Source organism: Pseudomonas duriflava, from assembly GCF_007830155.1.
Taxonomy (GTDB): Bacteria; Pseudomonadota; Gammaproteobacteria; order Pseudomonadales; family Pseudomonadaceae; genus Chryseomonas; species Chryseomonas duriflava.
In genome coordinates this window covers 61,060-84,124 of the sequence record NZ_VLKY01000015.1, presented here as the reverse complement: position 1 = coordinate 84,124, position 23,065 = coordinate 61,060, and the positions used below count along the sequence as shown (strand labels likewise).

The 23,065-nt window shown below is 53.4% G+C and carries 20 protein-coding genes and 2 pseudogenes; 11 read left to right on the top strand and 11 right to left on the bottom strand.

The features are described from left to right. From IQ22_RS18975 to IQ22_RS18955, 5 genes and pseudogenes are all read right to left on the bottom strand, one after another. Positions 1–100, bottom strand: a pseudogene (locus IQ22_RS18975) (IS5/IS1182 family transposase); the annotation flags it as partial. A 144-nt stretch (positions 101–244) separates the two neighbouring features. Beyond that, positions 245–1,165, bottom strand: a complete 921-nt coding sequence (locus tag IQ22_RS18970; protein WP_158635456.1) for a helix-turn-helix domain-containing protein — start codon at positions 1,163–1,165, stop codon at positions 245–247. 358 nt (positions 1,166–1,523) lie between these two features. Next, positions 1,524–3,809: a primary-amine oxidase gene (gene tynA / locus IQ22_RS18965; protein ID WP_145144896.1), complete on the bottom strand. Its 2,286-nt coding sequence runs from the start codon at positions 3,807–3,809 to the stop codon at positions 1,524–1,526. Between the two features lie 424 nt (positions 3,810–4,233). Continuing rightward, the gene (locus IQ22_RS18960) at positions 4,234–5,193 is read right to left on the bottom strand and encodes an endonuclease (RefSeq protein WP_145144894.1); all 960 of its coding nucleotides are present in this window, start codon (positions 5,191–5,193) and stop codon (positions 4,234–4,236) included. 221 nt (positions 5,194–5,414) lie between these two features. Further along, on the bottom strand, positions 5,415–6,506 hold the full coding sequence (locus tag IQ22_RS18955) for a hypothetical protein (RefSeq protein WP_145144892.1): 1,092 nt from the start codon (positions 6,504–6,506) through the stop codon (positions 5,415–5,417). Between the two features lie 765 nt (positions 6,507–7,271). On the opposite strand from IQ22_RS18955, the gene alaE reads away from it, so the two are divergent. Beyond that, the gene (gene alaE, locus IQ22_RS18950; RefSeq protein ID WP_145144890.1) at positions 7,272–7,733 is read left to right on the top strand and encodes an L-alanine exporter AlaE; all 462 of its coding nucleotides are present in this window, start codon (positions 7,272–7,274) and stop codon (positions 7,731–7,733) included. 181 nt (positions 7,734–7,914) lie between these two features. Here alaE and IQ22_RS18945 read toward each other — a convergent pair whose 3' ends face one another. Further along, positions 7,915–8,232 (bottom strand): winged helix-turn-helix transcriptional regulator, encoded by a 318-nt coding sequence (locus IQ22_RS18945; RefSeq protein WP_145144888.1) that lies wholly within the window; start codon positions 8,230–8,232, stop codon positions 7,915–7,917. Positions 8,233–8,440: 208 nt separating this feature from the next. On the opposite strand from IQ22_RS18945, the gene IQ22_RS18940 reads away from it, so the two are divergent. Both IQ22_RS18940 and IQ22_RS23635 read left to right on the top strand, forming a co-directional pair. Continuing rightward, positions 8,441–9,208: an alpha/beta fold hydrolase gene (locus tag IQ22_RS18940; RefSeq protein ID WP_342212461.1), complete on the top strand. Its 768-nt coding sequence runs from the start codon at positions 8,441–8,443 to the stop codon at positions 9,206–9,208. 859 nt (positions 9,209–10,067) lie between these two features. After that, positions 10,068–10,304: a histidine phosphatase family protein gene (locus IQ22_RS23635; RefSeq protein WP_342212460.1), complete on the top strand. Its 237-nt coding sequence runs from the start codon at positions 10,068–10,070 to the stop codon at positions 10,302–10,304. Between the two features lie 137 nt (positions 10,305–10,441). Here IQ22_RS23635 and IQ22_RS18930 read toward each other — a convergent pair whose 3' ends face one another. Then, positions 10,442–11,047: a TetR/AcrR family transcriptional regulator gene (locus tag IQ22_RS18930; RefSeq protein WP_208733671.1), complete on the bottom strand. Its 606-nt coding sequence runs from the start codon at positions 11,045–11,047 to the stop codon at positions 10,442–10,444. 113 nt (positions 11,048–11,160) lie between these two features. Here IQ22_RS18930 and IQ22_RS18925 point away from each other — a divergent pair. After that, positions 11,161–11,771, top strand: a pseudogene (locus IQ22_RS18925) (NAD(P)H-dependent oxidoreductase). Between the two features lie 75 nt (positions 11,772–11,846). Here the strand turns inward: IQ22_RS18925 and IQ22_RS18920 are convergent. Together IQ22_RS18920 and IQ22_RS18915 are read right to left on the bottom strand one after the other, a co-directional pair. Continuing rightward, entirely contained in the window at positions 11,847–13,223 is a 1,377-nt protein-coding gene (locus tag IQ22_RS18920) for a heavy metal sensor histidine kinase (protein ID WP_145144884.1), read from the bottom strand. After that, positions 13,220–13,903: a heavy metal response regulator transcription factor gene (locus IQ22_RS18915; RefSeq protein ID WP_145144883.1), complete on the bottom strand. Its 684-nt coding sequence runs from the start codon at positions 13,901–13,903 to the stop codon at positions 13,220–13,222. Before IQ22_RS18915 ends, IQ22_RS18920 begins: the two co-directional genes overlap by 4 nt. A gap of 175 nt (positions 13,904–14,078) precedes the next feature. Here IQ22_RS18915 and IQ22_RS18910 point away from each other — a divergent pair, with 175 nt between their 5' ends. From IQ22_RS18910 to IQ22_RS18880, 7 genes are all read left to right on the top strand, one after another. Next, positions 14,079–16,019 (top strand): copper resistance system multicopper oxidase, encoded by a 1,941-nt coding sequence (locus tag IQ22_RS18910; protein ID WP_145144881.1) that lies wholly within the window; start codon positions 14,079–14,081, stop codon positions 16,017–16,019. Positions 16,020–16,029: 10 nt separating this feature from the next. Then, positions 16,030–16,959, top strand: a complete 930-nt coding sequence (locus IQ22_RS18905) for a copper resistance protein B (protein ID WP_145144879.1) — start codon at positions 16,030–16,032, stop codon at positions 16,957–16,959. Between the two features lie 44 nt (positions 16,960–17,003). After that, complete coding sequence (copC, locus tag IQ22_RS18900; RefSeq protein WP_145144877.1) at positions 17,004–17,387, top strand: copper homeostasis periplasmic binding protein CopC; 384 nt, start codon at positions 17,004–17,006, stop codon at positions 17,385–17,387. 7 nt (positions 17,388–17,394) lie between these two features. After that, the gene (gene copD / locus IQ22_RS18895; protein ID WP_145144875.1) at positions 17,395–18,321 is read left to right on the top strand and encodes a copper homeostasis membrane protein CopD; all 927 of its coding nucleotides are present in this window, start codon (positions 17,395–17,397) and stop codon (positions 18,319–18,321) included. Between the two features lie 239 nt (positions 18,322–18,560). Then, positions 18,561–19,394, top strand: a complete 834-nt coding sequence (locus IQ22_RS18890) for an inositol monophosphatase family protein (protein WP_145144873.1) — start codon at positions 18,561–18,563, stop codon at positions 19,392–19,394. Positions 19,395–19,539: 145 nt separating this feature from the next. Next, entirely contained in the window at positions 19,540–19,806 is a 267-nt protein-coding gene (locus IQ22_RS18885; RefSeq protein WP_145144871.1) for a hypothetical protein, read from the top strand. Between the two features lie 177 nt (positions 19,807–19,983). Further along, complete coding sequence (locus IQ22_RS18880; RefSeq protein ID WP_145144869.1) at positions 19,984–22,149, top strand: phosphocholine-specific phospholipase C; 2,166 nt, start codon at positions 19,984–19,986, stop codon at positions 22,147–22,149. A 73-nt stretch (positions 22,150–22,222) separates the two neighbouring features. Here IQ22_RS18880 and IQ22_RS23865 read toward each other — a convergent pair whose 3' ends face one another. Continuing rightward, positions 22,223–22,354 (bottom strand): hypothetical protein, encoded by a 132-nt coding sequence (locus IQ22_RS23865; RefSeq protein WP_280177101.1) that lies wholly within the window; start codon positions 22,352–22,354, stop codon positions 22,223–22,225. Positions 22,355–22,713: 359 nt separating this feature from the next. Further along, positions 22,714–23,058 carry a YajD family HNH nuclease gene (locus IQ22_RS18875; protein ID WP_145144867.1) on the bottom strand — a complete coding sequence of 115 codons (345 nt, stop codon included), beginning with the start codon at positions 23,056–23,058 and terminating at the stop codon, positions 22,714–22,716. Positions 23,059–23,065: the final 7 nt, after the last annotated feature.

Sequence of the window (23,065 nt, the reverse complement as noted above, 5' to 3'; positions counted from 1 at the left end):
TCCACGGCACCACCTGATCCATCTCGATCAGGAAAAGCTCCTTACGCGTCTGCTTGCGTTTAACAGCGTACTCGGCCTCGGCGAAGGTCATCTGCTTCATGGGGATCTCGGCGGGTGAATCCAGCCAGTCTGCCAGAGTCAGGCGACCTTCTTCAGAATTTCCTTAGTGCCTGGATGATGCCCTTTATAGTGCTGTTGACAGACGACGCTATCAAGTTTCAATAAATACCTCCCAAGGCACTGGTTAGTGCACGGGTACGTGCCGCAAACAGGAAGGTTTTTCAGCGAACAACTTTTGATAGGCCAAGGTAAAATAGCTGGAGTGCTCGAAGCCCCACCGAGCGGCGATCTCGCTGATTTTCTGTTGGGGCGAGCGGAGCAGGGCGCGTCGTGCTTCGTTCAGTCGTATCGAGCGCAGGTAATGGACGGGGGTCACGCCTGCTACTGCCTGGAAGCTATATTGCAAGGTTCGCCTGGATACCTTCAGGCGTTGGCACAAATCGCTTACGGTCAGCGGTGTCATGGGGTCGTCCATGAGAAGTTCGTGACTACGGCGTACGATGTACTGACGTGTACTTGGCGTAGGGCGGTAACGGTTATCGCTATCCAACTCTTCCAGCAGGCTGGCTACCGTGTCGATCGCACGTTGTTTGAAGAGGCTTTTCCAGTCTCCCGAGGAATCGTCCCGTTGGGCCATGCTCAATAAGCCCAGCAGTTCGTGTCGAGCAAAAGATAGCTTGGACGGAAATACAAGATGCCGGTCTGCCAGGGCGGAGCGGCAGCGGTTGTACACTTCCTCGCTCAACAAATGAACAAACTCCTGGCAGGGGACGGACAAGCAGATGACGTCCATGTCGGCCGGCGTAACGACATAGAAATCGTCTTGTGCCGGGATCAGGGTGAGGTCGTTGTCAGGAGCATCTTCCGCATAAATGTTCTGCGGCCACGCCAAGCGGAGCAGTACGGTGAAATTATCCTTTGGCAGGCGAATATGCTGCACGACGGACTGGTTCAGGGTCTCCCTAAACAAGCGAAGCCCATCCAGTTCGGTCAGCCATAGTTGGCCTTTGACATTGCCGCAGCTGAGCTGATCGTAACGTTGTTGCCAGTCAGGTAAGAAGCTGGCCTGCTCTATGACATTGCATGAATGAAAGTAATGCTGCATCGCGGTGCATATCGTCATCAATACGTGAATAGGACCGGGCCTGTGCCTGGCTTTTCAGGCATTGAGCAATTTGCATGCCTCGCTGGGCTTCTTGCAGGGAAGGGCTGCCCGGAAAGGGCCGCCCGAGGCGGAAGGAACGTAGCGGAAATCAAAGGAAGGGTCAGCGCCGCCAGCGGTGTGCCTTATCAAGCTGCATTAAAGAAAGGGAGCGTTTCGCTCTGGCAAGGCATGCCTAAGCCTGTAGCGTGAAGTGGAACGTCGAGGCGGTAGATGGGTATGTTCTTGTTGCCAGGCCTCCTCTCGGCCAAGGCTCGCGCATAGCGCAGACTGGATCTGGGAGGAGGCCTAGGGCAGGGCCTTACTGATCGCCGCTCAAACTCAAGGTCGGCGTCTCGTCGAAGAAGTTCCACGGCTTGAGCAGCGCATGCACCCATTCGGTCGGCATGATCGGCCATTCTTCCGCACGCGCGACGTGCGTCGTGCCTGTCGTGAGCCAGACCACATTATCGCTGTTCTGGATGGACTGATCGTCGCCGGTAAACTGGCCCAGGCCGGTATCCGTGTTGGAGCGATTGGGGTATTTGCCTTCTGGATACTTCTCTTCAGGGTTGTAGCGCGTCACCCAGAGCTGCTTGTCCATAAAGCTGAGGCGGTTGTAGAGCCACTCGTCCTTCGCGAAGTTGGCACCCTTGGCAATGGGGTGTGTGCCGCCCGCATAAGGGATCAGCTGGTAGGAAACCGGATTGCCAACCTTGTTCTCTTTGCCAAGGTTAGTCAGCAGCCGAATGGTTGAAGGATCGAATTTCTGTGCGGCCTGCTGCTCGGTATCGATCACGTTTTCTGTCGTCTGCATGGTACTGGTGCGTGGGCCGTTCCGGTCGTTGGCGGCGATGACCGGATCCACTTCCACGAACGAGTTTTTCTCGCCATCCACGTCCAGATCCAGGCGGAAGTTATAGATGTGCTGGTGCGTGGTACCCACAATATTATGGTCCAGCAGAGTGCCATAGCGGGTATCTTCCTTGGCGGTCGCATCATGCATGCTGCGTGACTTCACGCCTTTGACCGCTTCGATCCCTGTCGCGCCGGCGTCGATCCCGATCGTACCGTTCTGCTGGAAGACCCAATCGAAGATGTAATCGTAATTGCCAACGGTACTGATCCAGCGGATGACCAGCTCGCGTCGCTCGGTACTGACGTTGGGCCTGCCCATTTCCTGGTGTTTGTACTCCGGCCCGGCATAGCGCTCGAAGATGGCCATAGCGCGGGGAATGGTCGTTGGGGTACCGGTGTAATCGGCAATGATCGCATCCAGCAGTACCGCATTCTGAGGCGCATCCTTGCCGCGCTCGATAGAGGAGGTCAGCGTGCCCATCCCGTATTCACCGGAGTCCAGATAGGCCTTGAAGTACCAGCCAACATCCGGGTCACCGTAAGGCACGATCATGCCGCCCAGGGAGCCTTCATACATGATCTTGCGTTTGCGGCCCTTGTCGCTGTAAGTGACCGTAGACAGGATCGGCCCTACGCGCGAATCCAGGCGCACATGCAGATCCCAGTTTTGCCAGTGAATGCTGTTGCCCGTAATCGTATAGTTTTTGCCTTCCGGCTCGATGATCTCGAGCGGTTTGACCGCCGCCGCCTTGAGGCCACGTCCTTCGGACGGGGTTGGTTTGAGCGGAACGGGAATCACACCGGCATCTTCGATCCTGAGGATTTTTTTCTGCTCTAGATCGGCAATGGCCACTAGGTTTTCGATTGGGTGCGCCCAGTAATTGCCATCGCCTACGTCCAGGTAGCTCACGATCTTGAGCAGGCGCTTGTCCTGAACCAGGCCATCCTTGCCGTCGAAATAGCCTACCGTCAAGGGCGTCGCCACTACCTTGGATACATCCGTAATACCACGTTTGGCCAGGGCTTCAGCATATTCGGAACTGTTGTGCACGATGTTTTGCACAGAGACAAAGTCGTCCAGCAAGACCATGCCATGGGCGCCTTCGATGGGCGTCCAGGCCAGCAGTCGCTGTGTTTTCAGGTCGACTCGACCTTCGATAACATGCTTGCCATCAAGTACCGTAATATTGGCTTGGCGAGGTGCGTCTACCGGCTTGCCGGTATAGACAAAATTCCAGACCTGAGCTTTCTCCGGCTCATGCAGGGAAACTTCGGTAAAGCGCAGGTTGGGCTTGTAATGGCTGGAGGCCTTGATTACATCCACGGCCGTCTTGATCTCGTCTTCGCTTAGCGGGTTGAGCGGATGCGGGCGCTTTTCTATCTGAAAGGTCTTGTCCAGTCCCGATTGGAACACTTCATTGATGAAGTCCTTGGACATGTAAGCCGTCTGGCCTTTGAAAACTACCGGTGCGTCCAGCTCGAAACGCTTGCCGTTGAGCAGGGCTACCGGGTTGTTTGGCTTGACCTTGACGAAGGCACCGTCCTTGGCAATCACGAACACATCGGCGTAATCGTCCCACTTAACCGTGGCGCCAAAGGCTTCAAGGGTTGATTGCAGCGGCACCATTTCCGCATGTCCGCCATGGGCGCTGGCCTGCGGCAGCCAGCCAAGGCCGGTGATCCCTAGCGATATGGCCAGGGCCAAGGGAGTGAAGACGTTTTTTATGGTTAAGGCGTTGCCTGTTTGCATGGTTCACTGCTCCTATCAAATGAGCCAGGGAAAGTGCTTCCCGCGGATGCTCGGACTGTAGGGCAGGTGTTGAAACAGGCAGTAACACAAATCGGCAATTGATGAGGCGTTAAGTCATACCAAGGCAGCTTTGCCGGGTGGCTGAGATGTCCCGTTTCGCCAGACTAGTACAACTGCAACTAACGCCTCTGTATTCAATCAGGCTTTCTTAGGCTCTCCCGTGTATCTTCTTTGGTTAATCATCCTTAACCAAACCCGTCTGAGGTGATTTTTGATAGGTTTATAAGCGTGGCGTCTGTTTGCTTGTGATGCATAACGGCAATACACAGATCAACCGCACCTATCATCTGTTCGGCTTAGGCTGCGATTTCTGTCCAGATAGCAGAGCAGAAAAGACTTCTCAGGTTCAGGGGGCGATCTTCTGTCATTTGCAGTTACCTGCTTTTCGGTATCCCGCTGCCTGCGCCTCAGCTTCTGAGCTGAAGGACACCTGATTTTTAGCTGCGACCGTGTCGTAGCTTGGGCAGCCTTGCGGAAGGTGATAAGCATGACTGTTTTTGTTACCAATAATGGTACCGGAAGAGACGGAACTGCTCGTAGCCGGAGCTTTAACCGGCATGGAAGAGCGGGCCGGAATCGAACTCACGAGGCCATCACCTACAGGCTTGTAGCCAACGGTCCACTTGCGATCGCCAGTGACAAAGGGATTGTGATGCCCCATAACTGTTGCGATGCGTTTATCACGTTCTTTTTCCCAGGACGTGACGGGATATTGTTTGTCCCAGGCCATGAGTAGTTGCTGCTGCTGACGGGACATGGACAGGTTGTATCGGTCGTACATATAAAAGGTTGTTCGGGCCGTCAGGCCTTTAACCTCATCCCGTGGCTCAGCCGTACGGCTGGCAAAGTCCACCTTGGTTTTGCACTGTCCATATTGCGGTGCAATACCTGTCACCATGCCGTACTGGTAGTTGCTCCGATCACCATTGACTTCGCCTACAGACGGATAAAGGTTATAGAGGTCAGCTTCCATGGCACGAAAGACGGGATCGTCCGCTACGCAGTTCTTGCGCCCGCCGTTCTGCCAGCACTGACGCTGATGACCAAAGATCCACGCTGGCACGATGTGTTCCCACTCGATGCGTTCGGCTCGTTTTTGTTGGGTGCGTGTTTGATAACCACAGGAGGAAAAATCGATCCGACCGCCTGATTTGCCCGCCCAGGTCCAGTGACAGCCGCAATACAGCTCGCCCTGGGCGCTGCTGCTCTGGTCGAAATAGACTTTTTGCTTGGCCATAACCTTGGCCGCAGTAAACGTACTGGGTGGAGCAGCCTGAGCAGCAAAGGGCAGAGACAAAACAAGGGAGAGCAGAGCTTTTTTCATTACAACACGCAGGATAAACGAAACGGGCACGTATTGTAGACGGTACGAGCGAATGCAAGCCCTTGGCTGCCATTCATTTCCGGCGGAGTCAGCAAATCAACAAGAAATAACGTTTTCTTTTGAGTAACACACCTGCCAGAGCAGGTGTGTGTCGAGTACGCTCAGCCTTCTGCTAGATGGCCCGGTACAAGGGTTAGTAATACTTCTTGAGTAACACAGTTTTATTGCTGCGTGATACTTGCACTGTTGGCAAGGCCATTTTGAGTGACACTGGCTTCGTTGTAGATACCGTTCTGCTGAACTGTAGCAACGTCAAGCAGGCCGCGCTGTAAAACCTCAAGGTTGCTGCTGTTTGTACTATCCTGACTGGCGATGACGCTAAGCTCATCACCACGCTGGATAATGCTCATTGTACTTGAGAGACTAAGTGGATCGCTGGACTGAGAGGCATCAATACTATTATTTGAGCCGACGACGTCCGTAAACATTCTAGATACCTGAGCATTGTTCTGGCTCTCCTGCCGGACATGCAAGCTGTTCAAATTACCGTCCTGATAGGCTTCCAGCCGTGACCCGCTACTTTGGTCGATATTGATGCTGTTATCATCGCCGTACTGGAAGATGGTGGTATTTGCCGACAGATTGTCACCGTCACTTGGTTTGAGGACTGCTGCTACGGTATTGCCAGTGCCTTCCTGTCTTGCGCTTATGTATGTGGCAGCAGCTTGCTCTACAGCTATAGTGTTGGCGTTACCGACTTGGATAGCTTTAGCAGTACTCTCTGCTGAAAGACTGCCCTGAAGAGGTACCACCGAGATCATATTGTTATCACCGTATGAAGCTACGTCTACATATTGTATAAAGCCCTGCTGTATAACGGTATGCTCATTGTTATTTCCTACTTGCACGCTCTTGGCATAGTTAGAAATTCCCTCTTGGATCACGCTAGACAGGTTTCCAGTACCTTCCTGACTTATAGAGGCACCATTTACGGCAGTGTAACCGTCAAATCCCGGCTGCTGTTGAACACTAGCGTGGTTCGCCGTACCGCTCTGGTCGATCCTTATGGATTCCTCTCCGAAGCCTGTCTGAATCGCAGTGGCCCGATTATCGGTACCCACCTGAGTCGTATCGATGGTGTCGTATCGCCCGCCTTCCTGACGCTGCAAGGAATAGTTGCCCGACCCGGTCTGAATAAGCGACGACTGCAGACCAGTGCCATTCTGGTACTGCTCTGCAGTATTGTTGTCTGCATGGGTTGCCAGGGAGGTCAACAGCAATGATATTCCTGCCAGAAGTGCTGAATTTTTCATAGAAAACTCCATAAATGCTCAAACAAGAACCGATTTGTTCGACCAAGAGAAGCACCGGCACTCACGCAGCCTGACCTCGCTTTTGTAAACGTCTACCGGTACCGTCATCCAGACATGACGGTACGTTGAAGCATAGTGAGTGTTTTAGAAATCATCCCTGTTCCAAGCAAACTTTTTCTTCAATGACAAGAGCTGATATGCCAGCTCAGAAAAGTATGTTGAGCCTACTGATGTACATAAAAATAATAAGACATTTGTACTTTCCCCTTGCATCCTCTATCAGGCTGAAATAACCGCTCCGTACCGATCACGGGAATCAACATGAAGATTTTCTTTGCGGTATTGCTCGGCATTGCAAGCGGGGGCGCGGGCCTTGCTGGAGCCACGCTAATCTGCGCAGCGCTCGCCTGCACTGCCGTGGCGCTCGCCGTATGGGGAGGCTCTTGCTGTAGGGGTAGATATTTCCATTGAAATAGCAAAACAACGTAACCTTCGAAAACCAGACAGGCAGGTTCCAGACGAGAATACAGAGTGTATAGTCCGCCTATTCAAGCTCTGACAAAGGGCTTAAGGAAGTAATGAAAATTGCGGCCGCCCTGTAGTTGCTGGGGTATACCCCAACGACTACAGTATTTTTAACAGCAGCTATCGGCCAAGAAGCATTCTTGTAATGCCGATCCGACTTGCAGGAACTTGCAACCATCATCGTGGCTCTTTTACTCCTATGAGACATACCTTCTGCTATCTCGCTCATGGGCGCAAAAAATGACCGGTGAAACGCAGCCATCTCAACGCTGGCGTGCGTTTGTGGCTGATACCTTGGCATTACTAGTGTTTTTCACTATTACTGGAATGATCAACGAACGATTCATTGCTGGAATGAGCTGGGATCAAGTACTACATGCACGGCTGCTTGGTGCTCTTCTGATGGTTCCGGTAGCGCGCCCGTATGGCGCTTGGCGTGATTGGCTCATGCAACGTGCAAAGCCCACCCACATGTCAGAATTGATCTGGGACAGCATCGCATTAGTGAGCTTCCAGGTTCCGATTTATGTAGCGATTATCGCTATAAACGGAGCATCAGGAAGTGGCCTTCTATTTGGTGCACTAGGCGCGCTTGTCATGATGCTGGCATTAGGTCGTCCATACGGCGCGTTCTTGAACTGGGTTCGAGGGTTGTTTGGATTACCCCCAGGAGGTGAGCGACCTATGAGTCTTAACAGCTGATACTAAAGTGATGCTCAGCTGCACCTAGCTACGATACTGAGGCGTTCTATTGAGCGTCCAATAAAAACAGCCATCTGCTTACCCAAAATAGTTACTAAAAAGGATAGATAAAGGGAAGGGCAGCAAACGATCTTATTTATATAGCTGTTGACATATATATGAATGGATGCTGCCTAATCAACTAAGGGCGCGCTTTAAACCACATTCCGAACTCCTTAAGTACCTCGACTACTTTTTTTAAACGCTGACCATCTTCAGTCAAGCGATATTCAACCTTGACCGGTACCTCCGGATAAACTGTACGTGACACCAAACCGGCCTCTTCAAGGGCGCGTAAGTCAAGTGTCAGCATACGCTGGGATATATTAGGCATATCTCGACGTAAATCATTAAAGCGTTTCGGACCATCGAGCAAGTACGAGACTAGCAACATCCGCCACCGCCCTCCAAGTAATCTCATCGCTTCTTCAACTGAGCAGCCAGATACATTCTTTTCCATAAGTTTGGAAAATTGGCCTTCGGTGGCTAGCTTTATGAGGCGTATTGAACAGCGGCAGTCAGTTAAGGCTGCGATTGAGTCAGAAACAGCATGTGATGTAAAAAACGTCTCAGTTTGCTCCGCTTAACATTATTAAGCTAACTGATTATATGAGGATGGCTATGCTGACCCTACCCAATACTTCGTTCATTGAGGGAAACGCGGTTAGATGGGGAAATATGGAAGTGGTCTACCTCTGGTTGCAATCCATGGCACGCCTTTCTCATCGCAGGTCTGGCGCAGGATCGTACCGCACTTAGTTGATTATAGGACGGTCTACATCTTTGACTTGGTGGGATATGGGCAGTCCGAAATGCGGGAAGGGCAGGATGTCTCCTTAGCCGTTCAGAATAAGGTTCTCGCTGCTCTTTTCGAGGAATGGAATCTACATCGTCCTGACGTTCTCGCGCATGACTTTGGTGGAGCTACGGCTCTCCGCGCCTACTACCTCAACGGACTTCGTTACGCTTCATTAACTATCTTCGATGCGGTTGCATTGGCCCCATGGGGCTCACCTTTCGTTCAGCACGTGCGGCAGCACGAGGCGGCATTTACTGGAATGCCAGACTACATGCATCGAGCGCTGCTGAAGTCCTATTTACAGACTGCAGCATTCAATCCTTTTTCTGAAGAAACAATGAACATCTATTGCGCGCCGTGGTTAGGCGAGGTGGGCCAGGCCGCGTTCTATAGACAGATTGCGCAGATGGATCAGAAGTACACTGACGAGGTTCAAGGCATTTACAACAAATTAGACTGTCCAGTTACCGTTCTCTGGGGAGCAGAAGACGCATGGATACCGTGCGAGAAAGGTGAAACCCTGGCGTCATTAATATCAAACCGCTCTTGCATTTTTGTACCAAAATCGGGACACCTCATGCAGGAGGATCGGCCTGAAGCTATTGTGGCGGCTATTCTAAAACAAGTATTGAAGTGAGAGGCACAAGAGGAGCGGTTCCAGGAAAGAGATTGAGTGTTGGTAGTAACAGCTAATGGTGTGATAGAAAATGGTCTTTTTATCTCATCCTGCGCTGGAAGTTATTATTAACTGCTTGGTAGTACACGCTATATTCATTAACCAAATAAACGACTTGGGCATGAAAATAAATGCTTGCCTTCGAGGTATTTATAAATTTCTCTAGAAGAGAGCCCCATGGCTCTTAATGACTGTAAGATAGGCAAGCTAGCCCTGGCAACTTTAGTTGTCTAGGGCTGCTCTTGGTTTGGTATCGTGGCTTAAGTCAGTTATTTACTAGCAGCTAACATGCCTGTACTCAGGAATCTTGCTATTACTAAGGCACCTTGGGCGTTACTGTGGCTGGCTTAAGTTTAGAGTTGCTACGGTTGTAAAAACAGAAACTCTCTGACAGCATTTTACGGATGGCTCTATATTGCGGTTTAGCCATGTCGCTGGCCTCCAAGCCGTGCCTTAATGCTTTTTATAAGCAATCTTCGCAAGGGTTTTATGGAAATCATATTAATGCGGCATGGAAAGCCATTACTCAAAAAGCATAGTGTAATTGCTTCGCAAGAAATGGTTCAGTGGGTTAAGGACTACAATTTGTCTGAGATAGGGAATGATGTAGTCCCTCCTGAAACGATAAGTCTTGTCAGTAAAGCTGGTTTGATAGCCACAAGCACATCACCTAGAGCGCTAACCTCCCTAAAAACACTTGGTGTTGTTCCTTTTATAAAGGACTCAGTGTTCTGCGAGGCAGAACTGCCAGTACTAATTTTTCCGCTTTTGCGTTTATCCCCTTTTACGTGGGCTTTCGTTTTTCGCATCCTTTGGCTTTGTGGACATTTCGAAAAATGTAGAGTCATTTAAGGAGGCACAGCAACGTTCGATTCAGGCAGTGGACAAGCTAGTCTCTCTCTCTGAAGAGGCATCTGGTACTGTATTGCTGCTTGGGCATGGAATCATGAATCGTCTGATTGCAAAGCAATTAAAGCGTCGAGGGTGGGAGCAAAACGTAAAGCAAGGCAGTGATTATTGGAGTTATGCCATCTTTGAAAAGCAAAATTACGTTTAGGGATAGTTGGTTGGCGCAAACATCCTTTCTGCTTCAACAACAGCCCTTTTTCAGTAGGCCACTTTTTATAATTTTATGTAGCCATTAGGGTATCCCTAGTGACTACAGACCTAAAGAAACATAATTATTCTATAGGTCTACGGGCTAACTTTAGCGCCTCGCTTTACCATGGCGATGATTAGTTCTAGCAACTCGTTTTTTGCCTCATCGGCAGTAATTTCACCGCTTGTCGCTGCGTTTGAGAGCGCTTCGGCTGAGCCAAGCATCGCTCGTAAGCTGGCAGGACTCAGGTATCCTGCACCTAAGAAGGGTTGAAATAGCTTACGGCACTTGTTCAGGAACAGTGCCTCGTATTCTCGTTTGGTTTTTTCTAGCTCAGGGGAGCTGGCCAAGGCCGCTATCACACCAGGAATTTCCCGGCCTTGGGTCAGTACGCAATCAATATATGAGCTGGCAATTACACTTGCCTTGCTGTGGAGTGTTGGCTCGCTGGCCTCTAGCGCAGCATCCATAAGCATTGTCTGGCGTTTATCGAAATCCTTGTACAGCGCTGCGAGGAGGCCAGAGCGGGTAGAAAAGTGGTCGTAGACTACAGGTTTGGTTACTCCAGATTGTTCGGCCAGTCTTCCAAGCGTCAGCGCTTCTGTACCTTCATCACGTACTAATTGCCATGCTACCTCCAGTAGCTGTCGATACCTTTCATCCCTGGTAAGCCTGCGTCGTGGCTGGTGATCTTCAGGCATAGCGTTCTCAGCACTTGACATTCTTATATACCATTAGTAACTTACTATCAGTAACCTACTAAAAGTATATAAATTTTACGGCATGTTCTCAACCTATCTAGAGAGCTATCACCATGCACATCCTGATAGTTGTTGCTCACCCTGACTCCACATCGCTTACTCATGCTTTTGCCACGCAGGTATCTGAAAGTATTGTAAGAGCTGCTCCTTTATATACCGTTGAGATTGCTGATCTTGCTAAAGAAGGCTTCGACCCCAGGTTTACACTAGATGACCTAGCAGTGCATCGGCGCAAGGGCCAACCACCTAGCGATATTGTTGCAGAGCAGGCCAGGATAGACCGTGCCGATGTGCTTGTACTGGTATATCCCGTCTACTGGTGGTCCATGCCTGCCCTGATGAAGGGATGGATAGATCGAGTATTCGCGAATGGATGGGCATTCGACTTTAGCTTGGAAGGGCCTTTAATCAAAAAGTTAGATCATCTGCGCGTTCATTTGATAGGTGTCGGTGGTGCTGATGAGGCGACCTATGATCGGCATGGCTATGTACAAGCCATGAAGACACCAATAGACCATGGCATCTTTGACTACTGTGGGCGAAAGTAGTGACTTCGCAGCTGCTTTTCGATTCAGAGACAGAGGGTGCCTCTGCTGCTATTGAGGCTGCGAAAAAGCTAGGTAGTAGCTTTCTCGTTGCGACAGAAAAGAAAGAAATGGCCTAGCAGAGTGTTTCGGGGAAAGACCGTCTTGGCATGCTTAACATGAGCTGTTCCCAGGCTAGAGTGTGCTTCCTCGCCTCAGTGTCGAGGAAACTCAAGAGAAAAACAGGTCGTTCCCTTCTGAGACGTACACTCGATCTGCCCGTTGTGTGCTTCAACAATCGAGCGGGTAAGGGCTAGCCCCAGGCCGACGTTGCTGGCGGTGCCTTCGCGGCGTGCGCTGTCTGCCCGATAGAACCGGTCAAAGAGCCTGCTGAGATGTTCAGGCGGAATATCCTGGCCTGGGTTTTCAACGGTCAGGCGTACACTTTTAGCGCTTTCCTCAAGCGACACGACGATGGTCCCGTTCTTGGGGGTATAGCGCAATGCATTAGTTAGCAGGTTTGTCAGAGCGCGTTCCAGCATCAGCGGGTCACCCTGCAGGGTAGCCTGGCCGGATCGCTTCAAATGGACGCCGTGTTCTTCGCTCAATAGCCGATAGTATTCAAAAAGCCGCTCCACCAGCTCATCGAGTCTTACTGGCTCGCGGGCTGGAACGATCAAGCCGTTATCGGCTTTGGCCAGGAACAGCATGTCGTCGATCATACGTGACATGCGTTGCAGCTCTTCCAGGTTCGAGTGCAGGTTATCTTCATATTCATTGAGCGTACGCTTGCGAGACAGCGCCACTTCGGTATGCGTCATGAGGTTACTGACCGGCGTTCTTAACTCATGCGCAATGTCGGCAGAAAAATTGGAAAGCCGCATGAAGGCATCATCGAGCCGGGCGAGCATGGCGTTAAAGGAAAACACCAGTTGTTGCAGCTCCTGTGGAATGGGCTCGGTCGGAATACGCTCCTTGAGTGATTTAGCCGACACGGAGGCGGCAACCTCGGTTACGTGTTGAATCGGCCGTAGTCCCCGCCGCACGACCACCCAACCGAGGAGCGCACTGGCCAGGGCGCTAAAGACGAGACCGGCCCAAAACCAATGCTGTAGCAACTCGAAAAAATGTTCGTGCATGGTGACATTGGCAATCACCATTACTGTCAAAGGGTTGGGGTCGGCGGCCAGCGAGACAGTACGCGTCAGGCCGCGATACAGGGCATCAGTCGTGTGCCAGTCCCACATCGCGGGCGCGGCCGGGGTGGCTTGTGGGGCAGGCACCGGCAAAGGTGCCGGTTCGGCGATCAGCCGCTGGCCTTGGCTATCCTCGATAAGAAGCGTCAGGCCAGGGTTGGTGGCCAGCAGGGTTTTCAATGGCGACTGAAGCCTATCGAGCTGTTCGCGATGACGTATCTGGCCAAGGATGGATTGGGTAGCCTCCAGTTTTTCAACCAGCATCTGCTCATCGAGTGACATAAAGTGCATATGGGTCAGGTGGCTAAACAGCAACCCAGCCACGGTAAGAACGGTCGAGACGGCCGCCATGAACAGCAGGCTCAGGCGTGCAGTAAGCGAGCGTTGTCGGCTCATGTTGTCTCCGGTGCGTCCAGCATATAGCCCATGCCCCGGACCGTATGGATGAGCTTTACCTCGAAGCCATCGTCGATCTTGGCACGCAGCCGCCGCACCGCAACCTCGATGATGTTTGTGTCACTGTCGAAATGAATATTCCAGACCTGCGCTGCGATCAGGGTTTTTGGCAATACTTCGCCCCGGCGGCGTATGAGCAATTCCAGCAAGGCGAATTCCTTGGTGGTCAGGTCGATGCGTTGGCCACCTCGCAAGGCCTTGCGGCTGATCAGGTCGATCTCCAGGTCGGCCAGGGTCAGTACCGTTTGAAGAGGAGCCGCTACTCGTCGACGCAGCAGTGTTCTGACTCGCGCCAGCAGTTCGGAAAAGGCAAAGGGTTTGACGAGGTAGTCATCTGCACCCAGTTCCAGCCCTTTAACGCGATCTTCTACCTGGTCGCGAGCGGTCAGAAAGAGTACAGGCATATCCTTATCGGCTGCCCGCAGAGCGCTCAGCACAGCCCAGCCATCCAGACCAGGCATCATCACATCAAGAATGAGCAGCTCATACGCTCCGCTTAAAGCCTTCTCTAATGCTTCTGTGCCCGACATGACCCGGTCGACTGTAAATCCCGCTTCGCTTAGGCCTTGCTGTAGGTATAAACCTGTCTTCGGTTCGTCTTCGGCGATCAGTAAGTTCATGGCTGCGCTCATGGTCGGAAGGTCCTGGCATTGTGCGGGTCAGGTTCAGCGCTGACCAGAACCTGACAGAAATGTAATCACGCGGCTTCACCGAATATGGCATTTTCAGCGCATGGTTGTGTCCTATAAAGGGCATAGATCGGAGCCGTGCAGCTCCGTCGATTGGACTCAAGACATGCATTCCAGAACTTCAAGGCGTACCTTCGTAAAAGGGGTGGCCGCCGGGGGCGTACTCGGTGGTCTGGGCTTATGGCGTGCGCCTGTCTGGGCCGCGACGCCCACAGGCGTGCCCCAGGCCCTTAGTGGAACTGAATTCGATCTGTTTATTGGCGAAAGCTCCGTCAACCTTACCGGCACGCCGCGTACTGCCATGACCATCAATGGCAGTCTGCCCGGGCCGCTGCTGCGTTGGCGTGAGGGCGATACCGTGACGATTCGGGTTAGAAACCGGCTGGATGAAACAACCTCTATCCACTGGCACGGCATTATTCTGCCTGCCAACATGGATGGCGTGCCGGGAATCAGCTTTCATGGCATCGAACCGGGCGGGATGTATGTTTACTCGTTCAAGCTCAAGCAGAACGGCACCTATTGGTATCACAGCCATTCAGGTTTCCAGGAGCAGGCCGGGGTCTATGGCCCGCTGGTGATTGAAGCGCGCGAGCCAGAGCCATTCACTTATGACCGCGATTACGTGGTGATGCTGACCGACTGGACCGACGAAGACTCGGTACAGGTCATGAAAAAGCTCAAAAAACAGTCGGACTACTACAACTTTCATAAGCGCACTGTGGGTGATTTTATCCATGATGTGAGCGAGAAGGGGTGGTCCGCTACGCTGGCTGACCGGAAGATGTGGGCGGAAATGAAGATGAGCCCCACCGATATCGCAGATGTCAGCGGTTCGACCTATACCTACCTGCTGAACGGTCTGGCGCCAAACGGCAACTGGACGGGCCTGTTCCGGCCAGGCGAGCGTATTCGCCTGCGCTTTATCAACGGCTCGTCCATGAGCTATTTCGATGTTCGTATTCCCGGCCTCAAGATGACTGTTGTGGCCTCGGACGGGCTTTACGTCAAGCCTGTGACGGTCGACGAATTTCGCATTGCCGTGGCAGAAACTTTCGACGTTATCGTTGAGCCTGACCAAGAAGCCTATACGATTTTCGCCCAGTCCATGGATCGCACCGGCTATGCCCGGGGCACCCTGGCGGTACGTGAAGGCCTGACCGCTCCCGTTCCGCCTCTCGATCCCAGGCCGGAGCTGTCGATGAGTGACATGGGTATGGATCACGGCAGTCATGGCGGTCATGCCGGACACGGCAATCCAGAAGGCCAGGGCAGTGACTCGGCCATGATGTCTATGGCGGGTGGTTCTATGTCAGCCATGGGCTCAATGGCGAGCATGGAGGGTGGCCTGATGCAGGGCATGGATCATAGCCAAATGCATACTATGGATCATGCTCAGATGCAGGGCATGGATCATAGCCAAATGCATACTATGGATCATGCTCAGATGCAGAGTATGGATCATGGCCAAATGCACGGCATGCATCACGAAGCCATGGGGCAAGAGGCGGGCACGAGTGAGATGCAGGCTCATCCTGCTTCCGAGCAGGGTAACCCTTTGGTTGATATGCAAACCATGACGCCCACGCCCAAGCTGAGTGATCCTGGACTTGGGTTGCGCGACAACGGCCGGCGTGTACTGACCTATGCGGACCTTAGAAGCACGTTTCCCGACCCGGACGGTCGTACGCCCAGCCGGACGATCGAACTGCACCTGACGGGGCATATGGAAAAATTTGCCTGGTCCTTTGATGGCGTGAAGTTTTCCGATTCGGAGCCTGTGCGGCTGAAATATGGCGAGCGAGTCCGCATTGTATTGGTGAACGACACCATGATGACCCATCCCATTCACTTACACGGCATGTGGAGTGACCTGGAAGACGAAAACGGCCAATTCATGGTGCGCAAGCACACCATCGATATGCCGCCCGGCTCACGGCGCAGTTACCGGGTGACAGCCGATGCGCTGGGACGCTGGGCTTACCACTGTCACCTGCTGTTCCATATGGAAATGGGCATGTTCCGTGAAGTGCGTGTAGAAGAATGAGGAGACTGCCATGACACCCTTACGCGTCACCCCTACCTTGTTCGCGGCTGTGACAGCGATGGGGTTGTACCTGATTCCCGCGGCAGCCGCTGCGGCCGAGGCCGATCCTCATCAAGGGCATGGCTCACATTCCGCTCACGGTACGGATGAACCGCCTATGCAGACCATGGATCAGGCGCATACGCCCCAAGGGCATGAGCATGCTGCTCATGCCGGGCATGGCCAAGAGCCGCATTTGCCTGTCTCGCCATTGACCGATGCTGATCGTTCGGCCGTGTTTCTGGACTCGGATGGCCATACCGTTCATGACAAGACCATCAACTCGTTTATCCTGTTCGATAAGCTGGAATGGCAAGATGCTGAGGAGGGGAGCGCCCTGAGCTGGGACATGGACGGCTGGATTGGTGGCGATATCGACCGGTTATGGCTGCGCTCTGAAGGTGAGCGAACAAACGGAGTAACCGAGGGCGCCGAGATTCAGGCCTTATGGGGGCACGCTTTTAGTCCCTGGTGGGATTTTGTTGGCGGCATTCGGCAAGATTTCAAACCCGGCTCGTCGCAAACCTGGGCTGCATTCGGTATTCAGGGTATGGCGCTTTATGATCTCGAGCTTGAAGCCACGGCGTTTATTGGCGAGAACGGCCAGACGGCAGCACGTCTGGAGGGCGATTATGACATCCTGCTCACGAACCGGTTGATTCTCCAGCCGACGGCTGAGGTCAATCTGTACGGTAAGAACGATTCGGCACGAGGCATCGGCTCGGGGCTGTCCGAGACGGAAGTAGGATTGCGTCTTCGCTATGAGATCCGCCGGGAATTTGCACCGTATATTGGGGTGACCTGGAACCGAACCTACGGTAACACAGCTGATTATGCGCACGAGGAAGGTGAAGATCGCAGCGAGACACGCCTTGTAGCAGGTGTGCGTCTCTGGTTCTAAAGCGAGACCTTTTCTATTACAAAACTGATCCGTAGGAGCCTTGCATGCAATCCTTTCGTACCTTTATAGCGGTGACGGCTATGACCGCCGGCCTTTTCCTGACCGCACTGGCTCAAGCTCACCCCAAGCTTGTATCCTCCCAGCCGGCAGCCGAGGCTTCCGTGGCTGCTCCGGCCACAATCGAGCTGCATTTTTCCGAAAACCTTGTCACTCAATTCTCGGGTGCTCGTTTGATGATGACCGGCATGCAGGGTATGAGCCACGAGCCTATGGCCATTCCAGCCAAGATTTCGGCTGGCAGCGATCCCAAGACCATGCTTATCACGCCCGTTAAGCCGCTCGTACCCGGTACATATCGCGTTGAGTGGCGTGCCGTGTCGTCCGATACGCATCCCATCACGGGCAATTACTCCTTTACCGTGAAGTAAGCAGGCGATGAGCGACTGGGTCACCTTGGCGGTCCGTTTTGCGCTCTATATAGATCTGATGCTGTTGTTCGGCCTACCGCTGTTTGGGTTGTATGCCTTACGCGGTAAGGAGCGAATAAGCGGTGCGATACCTTTTCGCTTACTGTTGACAAGCGCGGCATGGGCTGGCGTCGCTCTGTCACTACTGGCTATGGTGGTCCTGGCCAAGACCATGAGTGGTGTCGATGATGTCTGGGCGCTAGAGCGCTCTGTCTTTGGCATGATCATAACGGGTACAGACGTAGGCCAAGCATGGGTCGTCAGGCTAGGGGCGCTTCTGTTGGCATCGGGAGGGGCTTTATTGATAAAGCACCGGCCTGCAGCAGGGTTAGCCGTAGTATCTGCGCTTGGTGCTGTGGCACTGGCAACCCTGGCCTGGAGCGGGCACGGTGCAATGGATGAGGGGCTGCGCCGGTATGTCCATTTGTCTTGCGACATCGTTCATTTGTGGGCCGCCGGCGCCTGGTTGGGCGCTCTGGCGGCGTTCATCCTGCTGTTGCCGGTTCGCGGTTCAAGCGAGGCCTGGCAGCAACGCCTGCTCAGTCGAACCCTGACAGGCTTTGCCAGGGCAGGAACCCTGGTTGTGGCCTTGCTTATCGTCACGGGCCTTATCAATTATGGATTGACCGTAGGGCCTACTGTGAAAGGCATCTTGGACTCCCAGTACGGGCAATTGCTTCTGCTCAAAATAGCACTGTTCCTTTTGATGCTAACCCTTGCCGCAGGGCATCGTTACCGTCTGGCGCCTCGCCTGGCTCTGGCGATTGAGGCCGGAGGGGCGCCAGCGGCCATCGCTCTACTGCGCCGCAGCCTATGGCTCGAAGCGTTAGCCGCCATAGTGATCCTGGCGCTGGTAGCCTGGTTGGGCACGCTTAGTCCTGAGTTGGGAGCCTAGCCTGTTACTGCTGGTGGGCAAGCGGTCAGGGTTTGATCGTTCCTCTCAAAATTAATTTGCCGTTCGCTACTTGAAGACGTAAGGCATTGGCGGCGCGGCGATTTAAAACAGCTAATGATTGACCGTAATGGAGGCGAGATATTCTGCGGTTTCCCCCTAGTGGGAATAAGCGCTTTATCTGCCCGCTCGGCGTGTGCATGATGCGGATTGTTTATTGTCTGTCACGAGAAGGACTTGCCATGACCACCACTTCAACCGGCGTTACGCCTGCTGGCCTTGACATTGACGCACGTTATTCAGCGGCCAAGAGCATTGCTCAGGAGGCGGCCCGCCTGGGCATGGAGTATTACATTCGCCGGGAAGACCTTGAGGTTATGCATAAGGGCGGTAATCGCCAGGACGTGGTCAGCATCGCCGACAAGAACCTTGAAGACTATATTCGTGCCCAACTGACGGAGCGCTTTCCCGAGGACGGTTTTATTGGCGAGGAGGGCGGCACGGCCGACCTGGGTGCGCGGTGTATCTGGGTAATCGACCCCATCGACGGTACGGCCTGTTTCGTCAATGGCTTGCACAACTGGTGCGTCTCAATTGGCCTGATGATAGAGGGTGAACCCTATCTGGGGGCCATTGCAGATCCCAACCATAATGAACTCTTCCATGCCTGCCTGGGCCGTGGCGCTTTTGTCAACGAAACGCCTCTCAAGGCACACCCCGCTCAGCATGTTCGTGAGGGCGTAACCGGCGTAGGGACTACACACCGGCGCGGTAAGGAAAACTTTATTCCCTTCCTGACCGGGCTCCTGAACGAAGGGGGCATGTTCATGCGCAATGGCTCGGGCGCCCTAATGACAGCTTATGTGGCAGCAGGCCGGCTCATTGGTTATTACGAGAGCCTGATTAATAGTTGGGACTGCCTGGCAGGCCTTGTAATGGTGAAGGAAGCTGGCGGTCGTCATAACGATTTTTTCCGGGGGGAAGGCCTGCTGGAAGGCAACCCCTTGCTGGTTGCTGCACCCGGTGTTTACGAACAGCTTGCAGGTTTGGTCGGTCCGTCGTTAGATAGTGATTAAGCACAGGTCAGCTACACGGATCTGTGTGGACGAGGCGGTAGCGAGTCCTGGTGCCGCCTTCTGTCTTGGGCCGACGATCAGGGCTTGTGCGAAGCGCACAAGGTCATGCGAACCTGACGAGGCTACTTACAGTGAGGATCAGATCATGAGCACTTTGCACTGCACGTATCGCGATCACACCATCACGGCTGAAGTCATGGAGCACCCTGGCAGCCCTATGCCATGGGCTGGCGGATGCCGCATAACCGACCCGAACGGCCAGACTACCCGTCGCTTGCCATTACCGGTCAGCCATGCCTTCATGGCCGAACTGGATCAGGCGCAGCGGGCATCCATTGCTCACGGCAAATGGCTGGTCGATCAATGTCTGGATCAAGGAAGAGCACTTTTCCAGGAAACCAGAGCCGCCTGATGGATTAGTCACTCACGCCAACCGTGGAGGCCGTAGCCGGCCTCCACATCGGCATAACAGGTCATCGTAGATATCACGGTAAGGTCAACGAGACGTCATCGTACTGAGACATAACCCCGCAAGAATTGGCAGAGGTACACATTCCTTCATCTCTTCCTGACAGAGCGAATGACCTCCATGCCCTCACTGACGCGTAGAACCCTGCTTCAGGCCGCTGCCATTGGTTCAACCCTCTCGCTATTACCCGCCTCGATTCAGAAAGCCCTTGCCATTCCGGCCTATAACCGTACGCGCAGCATTCAGGATGTTGAACATGTAGTCATCCTCATGCAGGAAAACCGTTCCTTCGATCATTATTTCGGTACGTTGCCGGGCGTACGCGGATTCAGTGACCGCTTCACCATTCCGTTGCCTGAAGGGCGTTCGGTCTGGGAGCAGCAGGGCGCTGAGCGTCTCGTCTTGCCGTATTACCTGAACAGTCAAACAGGCAATGCCCAACGGGTGAACGGTACGCCTCATTCCTGGCTGGATGAGCAATCCGCCTGGGACAGTGGGCGTATGACGGCCTGGCCAACCTTCAAGACGACCACCTCGATGGGGTATTACCGAGAGAAGGAAGTGCCATTCCAGTTCGCTCTGGCTAATACCTTCACGGTATGTGACGCCTACCATTGCTCCATCCATGCAGGTACTAACCCGAATCGGTTATTTCTCTGGACAGGTACTAATGGCCCTGGCGCAGCGCGCGTCGCGGCTGTTGTGAACGAGTGGGACGGCCCCGGCCCGGCAGAAACAGGGTATGACTGGACAACTTATCCAGAGCGCTTGGAAGCGCAAGGTATTCGCTGGAAGGTTTATCAATACCTTCCAGATAACTTTGGCGATAATTCTCTGGCAGGCTTTAAGCAGTACCGCGCTGCCAGCATCAAAGTAGGTAACCCTGCCCAGCCCACGGAAGACTTCCGAGACTTTGTTGTTTACCGTGAAGCATTGGATGCCATTGCACCCTTATACAAGGGCAACGGCAATACCTTACCCGCGGCGGATAACAGTGACCTCGCCACGATGCTGGCAGGGTTTCGCCAGGACGTTGCCCAAGGCAAGCTGCCTCAGGTTAGTTGGATCGTAGCGCCGGCTACCTACTCGGAGCATCCCGGGCCATCGAGCCCAGTACAGGGTGGATGGTTCACCCAGGAAATCCTGAATGCGCTCACAGACAATCCAGAGGTCTGGAGCAAGACCGTCTTGTTCGTAAATTACGATGAGAATGATGGCTTCTTTGATCACATGCCATCGCCGTCAGCACCCTCGCAGCGTGAAGATGGCAGTTTTGCTGGCAAGTCCACCGTGCCGTTCGAGGATGAGCTGTTCATACATCCGGCACCGAGCGGTAGCCAGGAACAGCCTCTGCCAGACGGCCGTACCTATGGCCCCGGACCGCGTGTGCCGATGCTGGTGATTTCGCCCTGGAGCCGAGGGGGATGGGTCAACTCCCAGGTATTCGACCATACCTCTGTGATTCAATTTTTGGAAAAGCGCTTCCAGATTTCCGAGCCGAATATCACCGCGTGGCGGCGAGCCGTTTGTGGCGATCTGACGTCAGCCTTTAATTTCATCGATCCCAATAACGAGATGCTGCCTAGTCTGCATACCACAACCCGTGAGGAGGCCGACCGGCTGCGTCAGCAGCAGGAGCAGCTGCCGCAGGTTCTGTTGCCTGTCTTAGAGCAGCAGAAGGTTCCGGTGCAGGGCCGCATGGCACGTCCCTCACGTGCGTTGCCTTATCAGTGTGAGGTGACAGCTACTGCCCAGCCCGACCACGCACGCGTGACGCTGACGTTTTCGAATACAGGCCAACAAGGCGCAGTGTTTCATGTTTACGACAGGCTTCATCTCGATGCCATTCCGCGGCGTTACACCGTATCGGCAGGGCAGTCGTTAGATGACGTATGGGTACCGGCGCAGGCAGATGAAGGCTTTTACGATCTTTGGGTCTTGGGACCGAACGGCTTTCACCGATCTTTTCAAGGCTCACTGCAACAAACCCAGCCGGAAGTGCGTCTGGCTTTAACTAACAAGGGCAGAAGCGGCAAGCTGACGTTAGTGCTTGAAAATCAGGCATTGCAGGCTACGACGGTCCACCTAGACCGATGTCCCTATACCCGTCAGGGCCCTTGGGCCTTCCGGCTCGGAGCAGGCGGTCGTCATCAGCATGTAGTTACAACCCATGCGAGTGGCGGGTGGTATGAAATCATTGTACGGGCAGAGAACTGGCAACGTCGGCTGGCAGGACGTATAGAGACAGGGCGTCATAGCATCAGCGATCCGCTGATGGGGTTATAAAGGTGGTCACGCTTTCCGAAAGGCATCCCGCCCGCATAAGCGGGCAGGGTGCTGATAGTCGTGTCACGGTAACTCAGTGTGTCGCGGCATGGATGCCCAGGCTGACTGAGGTATCCTTTTTATCGCGCTTGGCGGCTCGTTTTTCCTGAGCCGATTTAAGAGGTTTTTTCTTGGCGTTCTTTTTTGCGTCCATTCCTTTACTCATGATCTTCACCTGTGGTGTGTCTGATTGAAGGCATCCATGCCAGTAGGGCGAGATACGTTTCGCGCTGAGTGGGCGAAAGAATCAGTGTCTCGTGAAAGTGAGCGCCACCTGCTGATCTTATCTGGCAGTGCAGTCGCTCCGATGACAACAAGCAATCTTCCTCCAAGCCAAATCCAAGCGGCTTTGCAAGCCAACAAGCGTGATGGCATAGGAAGTTTTCTCAGTATGGCACTATTGGTGCCATAACGGCGGATTACTTGCAGAAAGTGATAAAGCTCGGGAAATAAAGAATAGACATAACAACTGTCTGAGTCATTGCTGACGCTAGAGCAGGCCTGATCCAGCGTCAGAGTAACCGATTATTCAGTGCGGTTTTTGAGCAAGTCGCCCAGGCCAGCAAGCCCTTTGAAGGTTGTCTGCGGACCTTTGTCGCTACCCGGTGTAGCCTCAGCAAAATACTGATTATCGGTATAGCGTGAGTGCTCGTTATCGTGGCAATACAGACAGAGCAGCTCCCAGTTGGAACCGTCTTCCGGATTGTTGTCGTGGTTGTGGTCTTTATGGTGAACCGTCAGCTCGCTCAACCGTTTGCCGGAAAACTCCCGCGCACAACGGCCGCACACCCAAGGAAATAGCTTCAAGGCTTTTTCCCGGTAACCTTGCTCGCGCTGGCTGTAGGGGATTTTTGATTTTTCCGTGCCCATTAGGAGT